This is a genomic window from Balneola sp., from assembly GCA_003712055.1.
Classification (GTDB): domain Bacteria; phylum Bacteroidota; class Rhodothermia; order Balneolales; family Balneolaceae; genus RHLJ01.
In genome coordinates this window covers 781,106-799,817 of sequence record RHLJ01000001.1, presented here as the reverse complement: position 1 = coordinate 799,817, position 18,712 = coordinate 781,106, and the positions used below count along the sequence as shown (strand labels likewise).

Below are 18,712 nucleotides of genomic sequence, written 5' to 3'. Positions count from 1 at the left end.
ACAAGTACTTTTCCCACAAGTTTAGAAAGAGATGACTAAGCTTTGCTTAATCAAAAGAAAGATTTTGTAGACCAAGCAATAATTTAACTCTGATCTTTTCTCCCCTCTCAAAAATAGTTTCCTGAGCCTGAATGTATTCCAGTCTTCCTTCTTCGGTCTCAATTTTGATGGGCTCCAGTCCGTCTTTTCTTAAATCATAAGGACTGGCTTTCATATCAATCTCTCTCGCTTCACAAGCTAGCTCAAAGGCTTCGAGGATAATGTCACTGCTCATCCATGGGTATAGTTTGAATGCCCATTTGTATAAATCCATGTTAGAATGGATACAGCCTGGTTGTTCCATGTCAGCAAATACTTCCCTGGAAAGCTTGAACTTATTCATTGGAACAGCTTTGGGGGTGAAGAAGCGGTAGGCATCAAAATGTGTGCAGACAAGCGGGCGAGATTCTACAAATTCGGTGAGCTGTTCAGGGCTCATTCGAAGTGGAACCTGCTGGTGTCTTGGGCTTTCCGCTCGGTATACCATCGCCCATTCGTGCATTCCAAAACAACCGAAAGAAGGTCGTTTGTTCTGGGTATTTTCTAATAGCTGGGCAATCCATTTTGCTGACTTTCTCCGCTTTTCAGGAAACAATTCTGGATTCAAGTAGGCTATACCATCTTCAATATGTAGTTCTGAAAGTTCCGGGAGTTGTTCCGGATCGCTCACTTCTAAAGCTACTCCAATTCCAGGGGACCATCTTCGAAGGGCAGAAGGCCGGAAAGCATAATATTCAAACAGGAAATCCATTACGGGCTGTTTCTTTCCAGAAGAGCGAGCTTTTAAATAATCCTTTATAAGAAAATCCACACGATCTTCATGAACGCGTTTTAAGTTCTTCCAAACCTGTTCAGGCAGAATGGTATGAATATAAGTAGAGGCTGATGTTTCCTGTTGCAATTGCACGAACGAAAGATACGGCTTTAAGCTTTGATTATGCTATTAGCTCTATTGATAATGTCAATTATCAATCAAAAGTAGAAGCTCGTACATTTTCAATGTTCAAACATCAAAATTTTTGTCATGAATGCTATTATTACTTCCCCGATAACCAATGATATTATTAACAATGCCTATTCTTATACCCGATTTAATAAATTAACCGAAGAGTTATTGGAAAAAGGCGAGGTTACGAATCATGAGAACAGTGAGAGCAACCTTAACTACACGAAGTTGAATTTACAGCGAACTCATCGTTGGGACAAACGTGGTCAGATTCTGCCAGAAGTAAAAGCAATTGTAGAGGCCATTGAGCGTCCACAAATCTGGTTGGTGATTACTGAAGGATGGTGCGGAGATTCAGCTCAGATTTTACCATTCATAAATAAAATGGCAGAGCTAAATCCAAATATAGCCCTAAAAGTGATATTAAGAGACGAACATCCAGAGATTATAGACCAGTTTTTAACTGATGGGAAAAGTCGCTCAATACCTAAAGTAGTTATACTAGATTCTGAGACCCTGGAAGTACTTGGAAGCTGGGGGCCAAGGCCAATAGAAGTACAAAAAAAGTATTTATCTGAAAAAAGGAACCCCGCAGTTGGTCCGAAGGAAGCTTCCAAAAATCTTCATACTTTCTATGCGAAGGATAAAGGATCAACTTCTCAACAAGAATTTGCTGCACAATTATCAATATAGGGTCTACATAAGTTCTACATTTTTCTATTTTAGTATGGTTATGCCTTACTTTTGCACCATTTAGGTTTTTAAAGTGAATAGCATGACATATTTAGAGAGATTTAAGAAGAGTATTGCTCAAACGAGTGATTCACCATTGGGTTTGGAAATTAGCCATGCCCAAGGTCCTTATATCTATACCACCAATGGAAAACGATTTACTGATTTAATTTCCGGAATTGCGGTTAGTAGTCTGGGGCATCGTCACCCGGCTATTATTGAGGCTGTAAAAGATCAGCTAGAGAAGCATCTGCATGTAATGGTTTATGGAGAATTCATCCAAAAACCTCAACTAGAACTTGCTGAGCTTCTGACCAAAAAGTTACCTGAAGGATTGGATCAGGTATATTTTGTAAATAGTGGAACGGAGGCAAATGAAGGGGCTCTTAAACTTGCAAAAAAACATACTAAGAGAACTAAGCTTATAGCATTTAGAAATAGCTACCATGGAGACACACATGGTTCGCTTAGTGTTACAGGTCGGGATGTATACCGTGATCCCTACCTGCCTCTATTGCCGGATATTCACTTTCTTGATTTCAATTCGTTGAAAGGAATCGAAGCTATTGATGATTCCATTGCAGCAGTTATAATGGAACCTATTCAGGGAGAAGGTGGGATTATTCCAGCGGAAAGTGGTTGGCTCAAGAAAATCAGAAAGAAATGTACGGAAGCAGGAGCGCTATTAATTTTCGATGAGATTCAATCCGGTTTTGGACGTACCGGTAAGCTATTTGCCTTTCAGCACTTTGAAGTTCAACCGGATATTTTATGTATGGCCAAGGCTATGGGTGGAGGGATGCCAATAGGGGCATTTGTTTCTTCAGAAGAAATCTTCAAAGCATTTATGTATGATCCGCCTTTAAATCATGTAACAACCTTTGGCGGGCACCCGGTAAGTTGTGCCGCTGCTTTGGCTACTTTGGAAGAACTGTTGAGTGGAAATTATCTTGCGACAGCCAAACTTATTGAAGAGAAGGCAAAGAATAGATTACAGGGCGAAGGAATTGTAGAAGTACGCGGAAAAGGAGCGATGCTTGGTATTCAACTTGCGAGTAAAGAGCTTACCGAGGCTGTTGTTAAAGAGTGCATGAGTTTTGGAATAATTCTGGGATGGACTCTTCATTCCGACTCTCTAATTCGCTTCGCCCCACCACTTATTCTCGGAGAGGAAATGATTGACGAAGTATTGGAATTGATAGCTGGTAGTATATCCAGAAATGTCTAATTTCATCTTCAGTTATGAAGACTATCAATCCAGCCTCCGGTGAGCTAATCCGGGAATACCCTAATACTTCGTTTACCGAGTTCGAGCAAATCGTATCGGATGCAAATGCTGCTCAAAAAGAATGGGCTAAACGAACATTTGAAAATCGTAAACCCCTTCTTTTAAAAATTGCATCTTTGCTGAGGGAACAGAAAGAAGAACTTGCCCAGCTTATGGCACTGGAAATGGGAAAGCCACTGGCTCAGGGAATTTCAGAAGTTGAAAAATGTGCCTGGGTGTGTGAATATTATGCCGAGCATGCAGAGGAATTTTTGAGGGATAAAACGGTAGCGACCGAAGCTTCAAAAAGTTATGTCACTTTCCAACCATTGGGGGTAGTATTGTCCATTATGCCATGGAATTTTCCATTCTGGCAGCTATTCAGGTTTGGTGCTCCGGCACTAATGGCTGGAAATGGCGTGATCTTAAAGCACGCGGAAATAACCACAGGATGTGCATTAAAAATCGAAGAGTTAGTACATCAAGCTGGAATCCCATCGAATCTCTTTCGAACTGTTCTATTTGAGAACGAAGACATGAGGCCGGTTATTCAACATGCCGGAATTGCAGCGGTAACACTTACAGGGAGTACCAGGGCGGGGAAGATAGTGGCAAGTCAGGCTGGAGAGGCCCTCAAGAAAACCGTATTGGAGCTCGGTGGCAGTGATCCCTATTTAATCTTTTCTGATGCAGATATTTCGAAAGCGGCTGAATTATGCGTGACTTCGAGGCTGCTTAATTCGGGGCAGACTTGTATTGCCGCGAAACGATTTATTGTTGTTGAATCGGTATATGATGAGTTTCTGGAGCAATTCACTGAGTTGATGTCATCCAAAACGATAGGAAATCCTTTTGATGAAGGAGTGGATATTGGGCCTATGGCCCGAATTGATCTTCGAAATGAGCTACATAAACAGGTTCAGGGGAGTATAAAGCTTGGAGCTACCCCTATTATAGGATGTGAGAAACCGGAATCTCAAGGAGCTTTTTATCCGGTAAGCATCTTGACTGATGTTACCAAAGGCATGCCGGCTTATGAAGAGGAGTTATTTGGTCCTGTTGCAGCCATTATTAAAGTGAGAGATGAAGAGGAAGCCATCCAGATTGCCAATGATACCAACTTTGGCTTAGGAGCCGCGGTGTTTACCAATGATGTAAAAAAAGGAGAGGAGATTGCCTCCAGGTACCTGGAAGCGGGATGTTGTTTTGTGAATGGCTTTGTGAAATCCGATCCCCGCTTACCTTTTGGCGGGATCAAGCAATCTGGTTATGGAAGAGAGCTGGGATTGTACGGAATCCGCGAATTTGTAAATGCAAAGACAGTTTGGGTAGGATAACGGCTAAGAAAAAGCCATTTCCCGGTTATACTTCTTTCGATATTCCTTAGGCGTTAGGCCAGAGTATTTTCTAAAAGTTTTTCGAAAAGCTTTTTCATCGTTATAACCTATTCCGTACATCACCTCGAGAATAGTCTCTGTGGTGGATTCAAGTTTCTTTTTAGCGGCTTCAATTTTAACGCGCTGTATATATTCAAGCGGAGTATTGGAAGTGGCTTTTTTAAAGCGTCTCAAGAAACTGCGGACATTTAAGTTCACCATCGCAGCGATATCATTGATATTCAGTTTCTCTTCGTAATTGTTTTCAATATAGGATTGAGCCCTTTTTATGTGTTCGTCAGAATGTTCTTTTTGGCCACTAAATATGATGAATTCACTTTGACTGATTCGATCGAATTCGATTTCAGAAATCTTGGAACACCATATTGCTGTTTCTCTTCCGAAGTATCGTTCGATTAGATAAAGGGTAAAGTTTAGAATAGAATAAGCTCCTCCGCTTGAGTAAATGCCGTTGTCTTCACAGATAATTTTTTCAGGAATCAGCTCCACTTCCGGGTACTTCTGCCGGAACAGGTTATGGGCAGTCCAGTGAGTGGCACATGTTTTCCCATTTAAAAGACCTGTTTCAGCCACAAGAAAAGCTCCCTTACATAAACTTGCGATCTCAGCATCGTTTTCTATTCTTTGAGTTTTTATCCAGTCAACGAACTCGCGATTGTTTTCAACTTCTTTCTCCAGGTCTCCGCTAATAGGGGAGACAATGATCAAATCTGTCTTTTCTACTTCATCTATGGTTATAGTAGGATGGATACTGAATAAGCCCTGATAGGTAATTGGATCTTTAGACAGGCCAACAAGATCGATCTGAAACCGATTTTCAGGGAGTTGCTTGAGTTTCCTGAAATAGGAATTAGCCATTCTAAGTAAGTTATAGGGAGCTATAATGGTATCTACAATACTGCTTCCGGTGGGGACAAGTACGCTTATGTGTTTCATTTGAGCTGGATTAATCACTCAAAAAGTAAAGTAAAGAATTGTCGTAAACAACCCTTTATGTTGTCGTAAAAGACAACCTTATAGAACTAATTAATGACATACATTGGTTTCGAATCGTTATATAATTCAAAACAAATACAATCATGAATACTCAAGAAATCACCGTTGTTTACAAATGGACTGCGAAACCAGGTAAATCAGATGAACTGCAAAACATCTATAAAGAAGTAACTAACCAAATGGAAGAAACTGAGCCAGGTGCACTTAAGGTGCAATGCTTTTTCGAGGAAGATACCAGAACACTTCTTGTCTATGATTTATTTAAAGATGGTGATGCTTTAGGGTTCCACTTAAGTACCACTGCTGCAGGCCACTTTCCATCTTTACTAGAAGTTGCAGACCCAGGCCCCTTTCTTTTTTGTGGTGATGTGCCTGAGCCATTAAAACAAGCTGCTTTAGGTATGGGTCTGGATGCTACTTTTGCTCCAAATATTTCTGGATTTGAAAGAGCTATCTAATCCTAAACTACAGCCAATGAAAAGCCGGTCATAGTGCCGGCTCTTTGGCTTGCTTTATTATAACTCCTCTACAAGCTGAATATGATTTCCACAGGTGTCATCAAATACCACAATTTTAACCGTACCCATTTCTGTGGGTTCAACGCTAAATGCCACATCTAATGCCTTGAGCCTGTCAAATTCTGCCTGCACATCATCTACGCTGAATTGTGTCCAGGGAATGCCTGCATCAAACAAGGCTTCCTGGAATACTTTTGCAGGTTCAAAATGTAAGGGAGAAGGTTCCAGTAATAGTTCTGGTCCGTCTTGTTGTTCTTTTGAAACGAGGGTTAGCCATCTGTGACCTCCGTCTAGTGGAATGTCGAGTTTTTTAATGAAACCCAGTTTATTGGTGTAAAACTGGAAAGCTTTTTCCTGGTCCATTACCGGAATACTTAATCCGAAAATTCTCATAGATGTTTAGTTTAGGTTTTATATAACGCGCAATAAGTTATTACACAATGGTTGATGGTTATTCGTTAATGGTGATTTACAAATAACCATTAACGAATAACAAAAACGCTACGTTACCCTAAGTGAACAGAAAGTGTAAACAATGTGTAAGGATTTAATAGCATCTATATAATTCAATACTAAATTTCTAAAACCTTATATGTATAAGCTTCTTGAAAATTGCTCTTTTTGATATTCAGAAGGAGGAAGTCCTACCTTTTTCTTCATTTAGGAGCTAAATGAACCGAGGCTTACAAAGCCAACTGCATAACAGGTTTCTGTCACCTTTGTCCCTTTTTTAAGGAGCTCTTTTGCTCTTTCAATTCGTTTATCAATCAAATACTGACTGGGGGTTTGTCCATAGTACCTTTTGAAGGTTCGTAAAAGGTGAAATTTTGAAATAAAGCGAGCGCTTGATAATGATTCCAGATTCAAATCAGAATCGTAGTGCTGATCTATATAATTTCGAAGCTCAATTACAGTATCCAGCTGTTTCTGATTTGAATAAATCTTCGATTTGATCCGGAGTATTTCTTTCTGGTAGAAATTCATTTTTCAAATCCCCCTAACCCATCCTCCGTCAATAGCCAACGAAACACCAGTGATATAACTGGCTCTCTGGCTGGCCAGAAAAGTCACTGCAGCAGCGAATTCTTCAGGCTGTCCAATTCTTCTTAAAGGGACTTCTTCGGTGACTTCATGCAGGGCTGGATTCTTTTCCATTAAACTTTCCAGTCGTTCGGTTTGGGTGTAGCCGGGCATCACATTATTTACCGTGATGTTGAACGGTCCTAATTCGTTGGCCAGGGTTTTCATTAATCCAACAACCGAAGCTCGGACGGAGTTGGACAGAACCAATCCTTCAACTGGTTGTTTGACCGCCTGCGAAGTAATCGAGATGATTCTTCCCCATTGCTGCTCTTTCATTCCGGGCAGTACTCCATAGATCATTCCCACCGTGCTTTCTAACAATAATCGATATGCCTGCTCCCATGCTTCTTCGTTATGACTTTCAAAACTTCCAAATGGGGGGCCACCAGAGTTGGTAACTAGTATATCTACAGTACCCAGATTAGCTTGAGCAGCCGATAAAATGTTATCCCTTCCCGAACTTGTGGAGACGTTACCAACGGCATAATGAACGTTAGAGCTGCTGAGAGCTTGTATTTCTTCCTGAGCTTTGATCAAGTCAGCTTCATTCCTTCCACAAATCAAAACCTGTACGTCTTCTTTTGCCAGTTCTGAAGCAACAGCTTTCCCAAGGCCTTTACTGGAAGCCATTACCAGGGCTTTTTTCCCGGCTAATCCTAAATCCATGCTTATTTCTTTAGATAGTCATCGGTTCCGTCCAGCCAGTCTCTTCGTGGTGGAGCCCAGGTATCGGTTTCTTCAACTTCACCGATCATAAGAGCTTTGTGAGGAAGGTTCCCAGGAATTACGACAGAGTCTCCCGCATGCAAATCTACTGGTTCTGAATCTTCGCTTTCGAACCAAAAACGGATCGTTCCTTTGGTAACCTGGGTGATTTGTTCATTTTCGTGACTATGCATGGGTACTACAAAACCATCTTTAAACTCCATTTTAGCGATCATGATCTTATCTCCATAGATCATTTTCCGTTTCATAGATGGGTTTACTTGGTCTTCAGGGACATTGGCCCAGTTAATTTTTTTGATCATTTTTTCCAGTTAATTAGGGAAGGTTAGTTCGAAAAGAAAACTGTTTTTAGAACTATCTACAAACAAAAAAGGAAGACCGGTTGCCCGATCTTCCTTTAATGGGATTTTGGAAAAAGACTACATCTTTTCTGTAAACCATTTTGCTGATTCAGCAACTGATTCACTTACTTCATTTTCCTGGTCATAGTAACTGAATTGATGGAAAGGGGAGTCCAGTTCAGTTTCCATCCAATGAAGTCTTTTATCTTCCGAAGCAATTCGCTCAAAGTAGTTTTTGGTGTATTGGGGTAGTACTGCACCGTCAGAGTGAATCATCAGGGTTGGCACAGTAAGGTTAGAGGCAGAAGGCATAGGATCAGCAGTTAACCAGTCTTCCCACGACATTACCGCAAACTTATCATTACTCCACTCTGAAATGGCTCCGCGCTCTGGATTCAGGTAGTAATCATAAGGACCAAACATGGCGGCTGATTCATCTTCCGTAGAAATAGTTGGTACATAAGCTACTACTCCGTTGTCAGCATACTCTCTTTTCGCAGCCTGAGCAGCTTCAATTTTTGCAGATACGCCTTCTTCTCCACCATAGAACAATTTGACGGCATCTGCATCATGCAGCCAGGAAGCAACAGTTACTACAGACTTAATCCGATTATCCTCAGAAGCAGCCATTAGAGTGTACATAGCTCCGGCGCATACTCCAAAGGCTCCAATTTTATCGCTATCAACTCCTGGAAGCGTTTCAAGAAAAGTAACTGCATTTTGGATGTCTGTCTTTTTCATAGACGGGCTTTCGTAGAACCTTGGTTCTCCTTCACTTTCCCCGAAGTTTCTAAAATCGAAAGCTAGTGTTATGAATCCTTGCTTCGCTAACTCTTCTGCATATAAACCAGCCATTTGCTCTTTAACGGTAGTCCAGCTTCCGGAAACTACAAGCGTTGGATATTCTTTTCCTTCTTCATAATTCTCCGGGTAATAAATATCACCTACAAGGTTAGCGCCTTCGCTATTGAATGTTATTTTTTCCATGGTTTTAGGTTCTTTACTAGTTTTTGGTTTGGTTGTACAGCTCATGATCAGGGCAAAAATGAGTAGGGGTGTTAAATAGGTTTTCATAGTTATTTAAATTCAATGTTGCCGGTCATATACTTTAGGTTGTATTGGAAGGAATAGAGCTTCCATTGTCCGTTTTCTTTTCTCAATTCTAGGTTATAAGTGCCTACAAACTCTCTGGTTTTTCCTTCAGTGGCAGCTTCTTTGTATTGAGTAGCTGTTGCGTAGGCAAATACTTTAGCGTGGTCATCTTCAATGTCGATGATGTAATTGCCGCCAAGATGATTTACTGCATCAATACTGGTGTACGCTTCGGCCCACATGCTTGTGATGTCTGTAGCCTTCATTGTTTCTTTGGGACCGCCAAGCGAAGACATATCTAACCATACTTCTTCGGTAAAAACCTGGTGCTGTAGCTTCTCCCATTCTTGCTCATCGGTATAAACAAAGAGTTTGTTTATGGTTTGTGTAATTTTTTGAGTTTCGTTTTGCGTTTCCATAGTGGTAATACTGTTGGTTAGGGTTCCAATTACTAATAGTGTTATTGCTGTTACCAGCGTGAATGATTTCATTTCGATCTCCTTTTTGGTTCAATAAAAAGGTAGCTCAGGATGGATTTATGAAATCAAAGGAGGGAGTGTGAATTTCAAAGAATTACCTGTTCGCGGTAATTCAGAGGGGTAGAACCTGTGTTTTTCTTAAAAAAAGAGCTGAATGAGCTAGGACTTTCAAAATAAAGGGCGTAGGAAATTTCTTTTACACTTAGTTCTGTCTGGGCGAGATAAGATTTCGAAAGTTGAAGAAGGTGCCGATGAATATGGTTCAGTGCTGTAAGCCCCGTAATGCTTTTGACAACCGCATTTAAGTGATTAGGATGAACATTCAGCTTTTGAGCATAATAGCTCGGTGAGTGGAGGTTGGCAAAGGTTTCCAGTTTTGTATTCTCATAAAAGCTGGTTTGTATCATGGTTTGATACCGTGTCAACAACTTCAGGTCCGAGGTTCTGATAGCCTGCTCTGCCTGTTCCTCATCAACCTGTTGCAAGAAATACCGCTTGGTATAATTGAGAAGAAGAAAGGTGTAGGCTTCAATCAGGTCGAATTTATCATCGGAATCACTATGATATTCTGTCCATATTTTTTGATAGGTCCCAAGTATATCTGGTAGATCGGACTCATCAATTTCAAAGGGAATGGCTTTATCAATTTTTAGAAAAGGAAAATTCTGAAGAAGGTTTGAGAATAACCCGGATTGTGCCACAAAATCCTGGGAGAACATGATGTAATATCCTTTCCAATTGGGTACGATATCCCAAGAGATGATTTGAAAAGGGGAATTAAAAAAAATCGTGGTTCCTTTTGGGAAATCGGTGTGATGACCGGTTATGGCTTTCCCATCTCCATCGGCTTTTATAGCTATAGCATAGAATTCATGGCGGAAAGGTGGCATTTCGCTAATAACTACTGGCATATTTTCCTCAAAACTCCGGATATCAAAATGAGGATGCCTAGGTTGAGGAATGCTAATGCCTTCGCAATACTCCGATATGGTTTTGAAGTGTTTCACTATTGCCTAATATGATTCGTCGGGCAATATGGGGAATTTAGCTGGCTTTTCTATTACTCAATAAGAAGTAGATTAGGAAAGAAATCCCAAAAGTAATAAACCATGCGTATGAGTACAGGTCATTCCAAATAGACGATATCGAAGATCCACTTATCAAACCAACCTGTATGAAAAAGCCTGGGATAACAGGAAGAAGAGCTAAGGAAAAAGCTGTCCATGCTTTCCAGTTCCATCTTGGAATAGTACCCATTTCACTAAAGAGGGAGGATATATCTAAGGTTCTTTTTCTAACCACAAAGTAGTCACAAATCATAATCCCTGTGATGGAACCCAACAGTGCAGAATAAGCAATTAACCAAAGGAAAATATATCCACTCGGGTCAGCTAAGAGTTTCCATGGGAAGATCATTATCCCAATGATTCCGGTTATATAGCCACCCATTTTAAAGCTAATTTTCTTTGGAAAAATGTTGGCAATATCGTTGGCCGAAGCCACTACATTCGCTGCAATATTAGTAGAAAGGGTAGCTATGCTTAGCATCACCATAGAAAGGATGATAACAATAGGGGAATCGAATTTGCTCATCAGAATGATAGGATCCCAAATTGCTTCACCATAAAGAAGTACTGTCGCACTGGTCACAAAAATGCCGATAAAGGAAAATAAGGTCATGGTAGTGGGAAGTCCTAAAGCCTGCCCCTTATAGTGAGCCTTTTGATTAACGGCGTACCGGGTAAAATCCGGAATGTTAAGAGAAAGAGTAGCCCAAAAGCCCACGATAGCAGTTAAGCTAGGCCAGAAGATGCTCCAGAATGTGGTTCCGGGAGCTGGATGAAAAGTACTTGTAGCAGCTAAAATATCCGAAACAGAGCCCACCGTTGAGATGGCCCAAATCATCAATGCGATACCAGAGAAGAGAAGTACTGGTGCCGCCCAACTCTCAAGGGCTCTTATGGTGTCTATGCCCCTATAGATGATCCAGATATTTATTCCCCAGAAAATGAAGAAGCAAACTAGCTGGACGATGTTTAGCCCAATAAAATCTCCCAGGTAAGGACTGTTTGCCAGATCAGGAGCCAAAACAAGTAAGAGCTGATAAATTGCGTTTCCTCCAATCCAGCTTTGGATGCCAAACCAGCCGCATCCAACCAGTCCTCTCAACAAGCCAGCAAAAATGGCTCCGTGAAGTCCGAAGCTGGAACGGATCAAAACTGGAAATGGGATTCCGTACTTAGCTCCGGGGTGTCCATTGAGAAGTAATGGGACAAGAACAATTAGATTACCAAGAAATATAGTAAAGGTAGCTTGCCACCAGGTCATTCCCTCTTGTATAAGACTGCTTGCTAACATATAAGTAGGTACGCAAACAGCCATACCTATCCATATAGAAGCGTAATTCCAGGTATTCCAATTCCTGTTATTCTTCGAGACTGGGGCAAAATCTTCGTTATAGAGCGAGGATTTTTTTACGGATTCTGGAATATTCATCGATTAGGTTTTACTGCTCTAAACCCAATAATAGGTTTATAATCCATAAAATCATCCCAGAAGGAGTTCTCTTTTTGTTTTGGATCGAGATACGGGCCGTGCCAGCTGAATCCGATAAAGCCAGCTTTTTTAAACGCCCTTTGATAGGTCTCTGGTCTTAGAAAGAAATTATCGATAGAAAAAGTAGTTCCATCTTCGTTGGTAATGGTGTATCTGACAACGTCACCTTCTTTTTGAAGAGAAGGGGTTGTTTTTTCAAACCCGTATTTCAAAAAGGAAGGAGCCGAATTTGGGTTCTCATTTATGTTGTCGTTAAAACCAACAAATATCCCTCCTGGTTTTAATGCATTGTAGGCCGATTTACAGAACTGGAAAAGTTCCTGAGCACTTTTTGCATAGTTAAGAAGATACATACCAGTAATTATGTCCACTTTAAATGTAGTATGTAATTTAGCCGCGTTAGCACAAAGGTATTCACAGCCAATGGGGTGCAGTAATTCCTGATCTTTTGCAAGTGCGATCATCTCCGAAGAAATATCTACCCCAAGAACAGATCTTGCTCCAGCAAGTTTAATTTTTCTGGAATAATGCCCTTCACCACAGGCCAGATCCAGCACATCCAAAGATTTTATATTACCAAGGAGTTGGAATAAGGTGAATTCCTCGATATATGTACGAAAAGAGAGACCCTTTGAGTCTCTGTAAGCTTCAGCTATCCGATCGTATTCTTGCAGTTTTTCTTTCATATAATTACCAGTACAAAATGAACGTAATTCGAGTTAAAAACAAAGAATGTAGAGTTAATGTAGACCCCGCATTCAGAATTTATCTTATGATTTAAATTAGCGCTGATTCATATGAATCTTAATTCTAATACCAATCATCACGTTGATTCAATATTTTGTGCCTTTGAGAGAATCCATTTGATATGAAAAGAATAAAATTACTCACTATATCACTATTAACAATAGCGGTTGCCTTTTCCGGGTGTGGAAAGGATGAGGATAGTCGCTTCGAAGTTGAATTGATTCAGGCTAAGTCGGAAATACCTTCACAAATCAGGCTCTTTTTTAAAGTTGATCTGGGTGAAGATCATCTGTTTACTACGTTGGAGCCTCAAGATTTTGAGATTTATGAAAACGGCTCTTTGATCTCAAGGTTGGAATCTCAGGCCCAGATACAAAGAGAAGAAGGGGAGTTTATGTTCTCTTCTATTTTACTATTAGACCTTAGTGGTAGTGTGTTAAGAGATACAGAATTACCTAACGTAAAAAGTGCTGCTACCTCATTTATAAATTCAGTAATGCCTGCGATCACAGATGAAACCTATGGGTCAAAAGAAATGGCTATTTACTGGTTTGATGGGGAAGAAGAAATTCATCTATTAGTTCCTTTTACTACTGAAATAGCTCAACTAAATGAGGGAATTAGTTCTATTGATGAAGATATAAGTAATGACGTTTCTACCAATTTAAATGGTGCTGTAGTACAAGGTTTATCACTTATGAATTCCCGTCTCGTCGAAACCAGATTGAATCCAAATATTTCAACCGCTGGTTCAGTTGTGATTTTTACAGATGGAACAGACCAGGCTAGTCGTGTAACAACACGGGAAGCTCAAGACGCAGTTAATGAAGCTGGTAGTGATAATGCAGTATTTACAATTGGTCTTGGGGATGAGATTGACGAAAGCGTACTTAAAACTATAGGAAGAGATGGTTTTGAATTGGCAGAAAACTCTTTTGATTTGAATGCTACCTTTCTAAAGGTTGCTCAGAAGGTACAGAGTGAATCTCAATCATTCTATGTTTTGGAATACTGCAGCCCTAAGCGTTCCGGAGATCACACGTTAGAACTACGAGCCCTTTATGAAAACAGGTTTGGAAGTTTTAGAACTACTTTTTCAGCGGATGGATTTACTGGCGGCTGTACCATCGAATAATCTAAAAACCCATCTCAGCAAGCTTCTTCACTGAACCTATCCAAAGATCGTAGTACCTGGATTTGGCTTCTTTTCCAACTACCTGAACATTTATCTGATTCATGTGAGACAGATTCACCGTACCGAGGTGAGTCCCCCATTTTGAACTTTCAACAGAAACGAAAGAATCGTTGATGTTTTCCTGCCCAAAGATCTGAGTATTCTGAAAAATGAAGACTGGGTTCAAAGAGTAATTTGTTCCCTTACCTACAGCGGCACTGTATGAGAAGTACGGGAAATTTTCCAGGTTTGGGTTTTCCGGGTTGAAACTGGTTTGCACATAATCCAAACACAATTGCTCTACAGAGTTTAGTACCTCACTTTTTTCGAGAGGGTAGACGTTGTTTCCAAACCAATCAACAATATCTCCGATTTTTTCAGTGATAACTTCCGGGGTTTTCAAAACCAGGTTTGCCAAATAAGTACCTCTATGGGGGGTAGCAATAGTAGTTAAAGAAGCCACTCTTTCATGAATATCAAGGTGGCAGAGTGCATGGCGCATATCTAATCCACCCATGCTATGAGCGATAACATTTACTTTTTCAAAATTATACGTCTCGCAGATTTGCGTTATCAAGCGAACCCAGTTCCTCGCTCTTGTTTCGATTGGGGCATAAGGCACAACATTGGGAGCAAATGCAACAAGGCCATGTTCTCTCATCAACATACAAGGATCATGAAGGGGAGATGGTTTTACCAATGAACCAATGGCTCCAAAACCATGGCAAAGAAAAATAGGATACTGAGTTTGTATGATTTCCGGTTGAGGAAATTCTTCTAGAACAAGCCTTTTTAGTAATACCTTGTTTTCAGCCATTACCCATTTCCAGTTGATGAAGAAGTTCCTGTAACCAGTCTGATAGTTCTAAACACAGTGCCTTTATGTTCAATATAAATATTCATGTCTTCCTCAGGGAATACTACCGTAGTGGGGGTGTTTAAACCAAAGGGAAATACCCGATGATGAAGATCCAGGTGGAAGCTCGTTTTAGAGAACTCCGGGGGAACTTCTACCCGGTATACTTTTCTGGTGAAAGAAGTGTCAATTTCAACGTTATAAGTTCGTATTTGGCCACGCAGTAAATTAGCATCCTCGAATGAAAGTTGAATTAAGGAATCCAATTCTGCTTCTGTGTTGACAGATACTGGAACATAGGTAGGGGTATAGGCTAGAATAACCGCAGCAATTAGACAACAAAAAGCCAATAAGACGATAGATACTTTTTTCCTATTCTGATCCATAATGAACTATCTTCACGAACTTTTGAAAATCGAAGTAAACCGATAATAGCTTGCGGTCAAAACTTATTCCAATAATACTTTTTTTATCGATTTTGAATGTCTTTGAAGGCAGTATGTACCATGTAGTTGCCCAGGAGACCATCGAAGATGAAATTAAAAATGTAGGGGATACTAATGAAATATTAGTTCTCAAAGCAAGAAAATTGTTACTCAATAACCTCGAAAACGGGGACTTCCAAAAAGCAGGGGATATAGTTGAGTATGCTGAACGTACTTTTCAGGATTCAGTAACAGTCTTTTCAGTTTATGAAAGGCTCTTAGTGAGCTTTTGGGTTTCGGATTATGACAGCGTAGTCAGTTTGGTATTGAATCGACTGGATAGCAACGGTTACTTTTCTCCCTTACTCTATTTTTATCATCCTCAGAGAAGCCCATTAACCTTTGTGGATTATTTTTTTGACGATTTGTTCTCACTCAGCCTAGAGAACAAAAAGCTATTAGTTGATAGAGTTAATAATTCAAATCTAAGCAAAGAGGAAAAAGAAGTTCTAAGGCTAACCCTTAATAAAGAGCTGATTGATTTAGAGAATTACGAAGAAGAGCAACAAGCAATAAACAGAGAGGCCGATTTTTTCCTCGAGAAATATCCTGAGAGTAAGTACTCAGAATATATAGGGAGCTATGTCAGAGAAGTGTATACTTTTTCGAGACATGCATGGGGGTTTTTCTTGGGCTTAGGGTATAACGATTACACCGCTGGGTTGGGAAAGGAATATTCCCCTAATTTCGATATAAATATGACTTTCGAATATTACCGGGATAATATTCTGTTGGCTTTTTCGATGGACCTAGGCTTAGGGACTATCAGGAATGATCGATTTATCAGGGGAGAATACGATTGGGAAAAAGGAGACCGGGCAGATTCATATTTTGCTGATCTCTTATTAGGCTACCAACTTTTGCCAATGAGGAGGGTATTAATAACTCCTTTCGTAAGTGGTGGTATTTCCGGTATTACTCCTAGTACCGGAGATTTAGACCGGGCTGATATTGGTACCAGATCTGATGTAAGATATGGTTTGGGGCATACCTTTAATTACGGGGTAGGTGTGAATTTTGATCATTATACATTAGCAAAAGGTACTTTTGAGGGTACTATTCTAAGGTTTAGAGTTGGGTACAAAGAATTAGGCTGGGAGAAACAATATGAAACACTCGATGGAGGAGTTTGGTATTTCTCAGTTGGTTTTGGGGGAGTTCTCCGGACGATTAACCGAAAATAAGTTTTAGTGCTCGTTCTGCTACCTCTTCTTTACTTCCTTTAAATTCGGAAACATCATCCTTGCTGATAACATGAATGTGATTGGTATCTGATTCAAAGCCGGAATCTTCTTTTGCCAGCGAATTTGCGATAACCCAATCAGCTTTTTTCTTACTTAGCTTGGAGGTAGCATTTTCAATTAGATCTTCTGTTTCCATAGCAAAACCGATCAAGGTCTGATGAGCAGGTTTTCTGTCTCCAAGCCAGGCTAAGATGTCTGTAGTTTTTGCCAGCTCAATAGCATCCTCAGCAGCGTCTTTTTTTACCTTATGTCCGAATGTTTGAGCCGGAGTAAAATCAGAAACAGCTGCCGCCATTATTATCACATCAGCATCTGCTTCATGTTGTATAGCCTTAAATAAGTCATCAGCAGATACAATGCTTCGTAATACGACCCCTTCAGGATTTTCTAAATGAACAGGGCCATGGATTAAAATTACTTCTGCTCCTAATCGCTGAGCCGCTTTTGCCATAGCAAATCCCATTTTTCCTGAGCTAGGATTAGAGATAAAACGTACAGGATCTATGAATTCCCTGGTTGGCCCGGCAGTAACGATAACTTTTTTCCCTTCTAAAGCTCCCTTTATTGAGCCAATAATCGCGCTTGTTTTTTCAAGAATAGTGTCAATCTCTGGTAGCCTCCCTTTCCCTTCCAGTCCACTTGCTAGAAAACCAGATTCCGGCTCCAAAATATGATATCCGAAACCCTCTACTTTTTTGAGGTTTTTTGTTACTGATGGAGATTCATACATCTCACCATCCATGGTAGGGCATATAAGGATGGGGGAGCGTGCAGCAAGAACGGTAGCTGTGAGCATATTGTCTGAAATCCCATTAGCTATCTTGGCCAGAGTATTTCCAGTGCAGGGAGCTATGACAAATAAGTCAGCCCATTCTCCCCAGTTAATATGGCGTGTCCATTCGGTAGCTTGCTCCTGGTCTTCAGGAAAAATATCAACAGCAACTTCGTGACCAGAAAGAGAGGCAAAGGTTTCTAAACCAACAAAGCGGATGGCAGAAGGAGTCATTGTAACTCTAACTTCAGCACCCGCTTTTTGAAATTCACGTAGTAAAAAAACAGCTTTATAAGCTGCAATTCCTCCGGTTACACCTAAGATAATGCGTTTACCGGAGAGCATAAATTATTCAGCTTCAGGTCGACGGTAGTAGATAGAATCTTCTTCCATTTCGGTAACAGCGCGTTGAGCTGCATGAGGGAGCTTTTCAAATGCTTTTGAGATTTGCTCTTGTTCTTCATTGAAAGAAAACTCATCGTCGTCTTCAAATCCTTCGAAGTACTGGAGTTTTTCATCTAACTCAAGTTTTTCCTGAGCGGCTAATTGGCGGGCTCTTTTCGCCATTATTACGAGTAACTCATATTTGTTACCAGTTACATTTTTTAAGCCTTCAATATCTAGAGTGCGAATGGGCATAATGTTTATGTCTTGTTCATAAATTCAGAAACAGCCTGTTTTACTTCGTTATAAGCTGTATCTAAATGGTCATTAATGATTACGCGATCAAAGTGATGTGCGTAAGTAAGTTCTTTATTTGCGCGATCAAGTCTGAGTTTAAGGGTTTCTTTAGTCTCTGTTCCCCGGGCTTTAAGGCGCTGCTTTAATATCTCAATAGAAGGAGGTTCAATAAACAAACTCAATGCTTCATCGCCATAGAGTTTTTTGACATTTAGGGCTCCTTTTACCTCGATATCAAGCAGAATAAAATACCCTGATTCTAACTTTTTATCAACTTCTGATTGTAAGGTCCCATACCTCTTCCCACCATAAAATTCTTCCCATTCCAGAAAGTCTCCTGCTTCGATACGATCCTGGAATTTTTCCGGACTAAGGTAATGATAGTGCACCCCATCTTTTTCTCCCTCACGAGGGGGACGGGTAGTCGCAGAGACTGAAAACTTAAGACGGTCAAAATCATTAAAAAGGCGTTTAGCAATGGTTGATTTGCCACCACCACTTGGAGATACAAGAATAATGATCTTACCCTTTTTTATTGCCATGAGATATGGGTTTTGTGAGTTTAGTAATAGTTTAGTCGT

22 protein-coding genes are annotated in these 18,712 nt (G+C 40.3%); 6 read left to right on the top strand and 16 right to left on the bottom strand.

Going from position 1 to position 18,712, the window contains the following annotated elements:
• Positions 1-46: 46 nt before the first annotated feature.
• Positions 47-910 (bottom strand): 3-methyladenine DNA glycosylase, encoded by an 864-nt coding sequence (locus tag ED557_03570; protein RNC86159.1) that lies wholly within the window; start codon positions 908-910, stop codon positions 47-49.
• A 153-nt stretch (positions 911-1,063) separates the two neighbouring features.
• Between ED557_03570 and ED557_03565 the strand changes: the two genes are divergently transcribed.
• The 3 genes from ED557_03565 (at position 1,064) to ED557_03555 (ending at position 4,321) form a co-directional block, all read left to right on the top strand.
• The gene (locus ED557_03565) at positions 1,064-1,678 is read left to right on the top strand and encodes a thioredoxin family protein (GenBank protein ID RNC85864.1); all 615 of its coding nucleotides are present in this window, start codon (positions 1,064-1,066) and stop codon (positions 1,676-1,678) included.
• Between the two features lie 82 nt (positions 1,679-1,760).
• Complete coding sequence (locus tag ED557_03560) at positions 1,761-2,945, top strand: aspartate aminotransferase family protein (GenBank protein RNC85863.1); 1,185 nt, start codon at positions 1,761-1,763, stop codon at positions 2,943-2,945.
• A 14-nt stretch (positions 2,946-2,959) separates the two neighbouring features.
• On the top strand, positions 2,960-4,321 hold the full coding sequence (locus ED557_03555) for an NAD-dependent succinate-semialdehyde dehydrogenase (protein ID RNC85862.1): 1,362 nt from the start codon (positions 2,960-2,962) through the stop codon (positions 4,319-4,321).
• Positions 4,322-4,324: 3 nt separating this feature from the next.
• On the opposite strand, the gene ED557_03550 is transcribed toward ED557_03555, so the two are convergent.
• Positions 4,325-5,317: a helix-turn-helix domain-containing protein gene (locus ED557_03550; protein RNC85861.1), complete on the bottom strand. Its 993-nt coding sequence runs from the start codon at positions 5,315-5,317 to the stop codon at positions 4,325-4,327.
• Positions 5,318-5,460: 143 nt separating this feature from the next.
• On the opposite strand from ED557_03550, the gene ED557_03545 reads away from it, so the two are divergent.
• Complete coding sequence (locus tag ED557_03545) at positions 5,461-5,835, top strand: hypothetical protein (GenBank protein ID RNC85860.1); 375 nt, start codon at positions 5,461-5,463, stop codon at positions 5,833-5,835.
• A 57-nt stretch (positions 5,836-5,892) separates the two neighbouring features.
• Here ED557_03545 and ED557_03540 read toward each other — a convergent pair whose 3' ends face one another.
• The 9 genes from ED557_03540 to ED557_03500 all read right to left on the bottom strand — a co-directional run bounded on the left by ED557_03540 (position 5,893) and on the right by ED557_03500 (position 12,858).
• A complete protein-coding gene (locus tag ED557_03540) occupies positions 5,893-6,288 on the bottom strand; it encodes a VOC family protein (protein RNC85859.1) in 396 nt (131 codons plus the stop codon).
• A 267-nt stretch (positions 6,289-6,555) separates the two neighbouring features.
• The gene (locus ED557_03535; protein RNC85858.1) at positions 6,556-6,879 is read right to left on the bottom strand and encodes an AraC family transcriptional regulator; all 324 of its coding nucleotides are present in this window, start codon (positions 6,877-6,879) and stop codon (positions 6,556-6,558) included.
• 3 nt (positions 6,880-6,882) lie between these two features.
• On the bottom strand, positions 6,883-7,644 hold the full coding sequence (locus ED557_03530; GenBank protein ID RNC85857.1) for an SDR family oxidoreductase: 762 nt from the start codon (positions 7,642-7,644) through the stop codon (positions 6,883-6,885).
• A 2-nt stretch (positions 7,645-7,646) separates the two neighbouring features.
• Positions 7,647-8,006, bottom strand: a complete 360-nt coding sequence (locus ED557_03525; GenBank protein ID RNC85856.1) for a cupin domain-containing protein — start codon at positions 8,004-8,006, stop codon at positions 7,647-7,649.
• Positions 8,007-8,123: 117 nt separating this feature from the next.
• Positions 8,124-9,119, bottom strand: coding sequence for an alpha/beta fold hydrolase (locus ED557_03520; protein ID RNC85855.1), 996 nt, complete (start codon positions 9,117-9,119; stop codon positions 8,124-8,126).
• 2 nt (positions 9,120-9,121) lie between these two features.
• Positions 9,122-9,628, bottom strand: coding sequence for a nuclear transport factor 2 family protein (locus ED557_03515; GenBank protein ID RNC85854.1), 507 nt, complete (start codon positions 9,626-9,628; stop codon positions 9,122-9,124).
• Between the two features lie 74 nt (positions 9,629-9,702).
• Complete coding sequence (locus ED557_03510) at positions 9,703-10,623, bottom strand: AraC family transcriptional regulator (protein ID RNC85853.1); 921 nt, start codon at positions 10,621-10,623, stop codon at positions 9,703-9,705.
• A 37-nt stretch (positions 10,624-10,660) separates the two neighbouring features.
• Positions 10,661-12,112 carry a nitrate reductase gene (locus ED557_03505; protein RNC85852.1) on the bottom strand — a complete coding sequence of 484 codons (1,452 nt, stop codon included), beginning with the start codon at positions 12,110-12,112 and terminating at the stop codon, positions 10,661-10,663.
• The gene (locus ED557_03500; protein RNC85851.1) at positions 12,109-12,858 is read right to left on the bottom strand and encodes a class I SAM-dependent methyltransferase; all 750 of its coding nucleotides are present in this window, start codon (positions 12,856-12,858) and stop codon (positions 12,109-12,111) included. The genes ED557_03505 and ED557_03500 overlap by 4 nt, the downstream gene beginning before the upstream one ends.
• A 182-nt stretch (positions 12,859-13,040) precedes the next feature.
• On the opposite strand from ED557_03500, the gene ED557_03495 reads away from it, so the two are divergent.
• On the top strand, positions 13,041-14,054 hold the full coding sequence (locus ED557_03495) for a VWA domain-containing protein (GenBank protein RNC85850.1): 1,014 nt from the start codon (positions 13,041-13,043) through the stop codon (positions 14,052-14,054).
• Position 14,055: 1 nt separating this feature from the next.
• Here the strand turns inward: ED557_03495 and ED557_03490 are convergent, their stop codons facing one another.
• Both ED557_03490 and ED557_03485 read right to left on the bottom strand, forming a co-directional pair.
• Positions 14,056-14,910, bottom strand: coding sequence for an alpha/beta fold hydrolase (locus ED557_03490; protein ID RNC85849.1), 855 nt, complete (start codon positions 14,908-14,910; stop codon positions 14,056-14,058).
• A complete protein-coding gene (locus ED557_03485; GenBank protein RNC85848.1) occupies positions 14,910-15,335 on the bottom strand; it encodes a hypothetical protein in 426 nt (141 codons plus the stop codon). The genes ED557_03490 and ED557_03485 overlap by 1 nt, the downstream gene beginning before the upstream one ends.
• A gap of 92 nt (positions 15,336-15,427) precedes the next feature.
• Between ED557_03485 and ED557_03480 the strand changes: the two genes are divergently transcribed.
• Positions 15,428-16,618: a hypothetical protein gene (locus ED557_03480; GenBank protein RNC85847.1), complete on the top strand. Its 1,191-nt coding sequence runs from the start codon at positions 15,428-15,430 to the stop codon at positions 16,616-16,618.
• Here the strand turns inward: ED557_03480 and coaBC are convergent.
• The 3 genes from coaBC to ED557_03465 are packed head-to-tail and all read right to left on the bottom strand — an operon-like array spanning position 16,605 to position 18,673.
• Entirely contained in the window at positions 16,605-17,795 is a 1,191-nt protein-coding gene (coaBC, locus tag ED557_03475; GenBank protein ID RNC85846.1) for a bifunctional phosphopantothenoylcysteine decarboxylase/phosphopantothenate--cysteine ligase CoaBC, read from the bottom strand. The genes ED557_03480 and coaBC overlap by 14 nt on opposite strands.
• A 3-nt stretch (positions 17,796-17,798) precedes the next feature.
• Positions 17,799-18,089: a DNA-directed RNA polymerase subunit omega gene (locus ED557_03470; protein ID RNC85845.1), complete on the bottom strand. Its 291-nt coding sequence runs from the start codon at positions 18,087-18,089 to the stop codon at positions 17,799-17,801.
• Positions 18,090-18,094: 5 nt separating this feature from the next.
• Entirely contained in the window at positions 18,095-18,673 is a 579-nt protein-coding gene (locus tag ED557_03465) for a guanylate kinase (protein ID RNC85844.1), read from the bottom strand.
• Between the last annotated feature and the right edge of the window lie 39 nt (positions 18,674-18,712).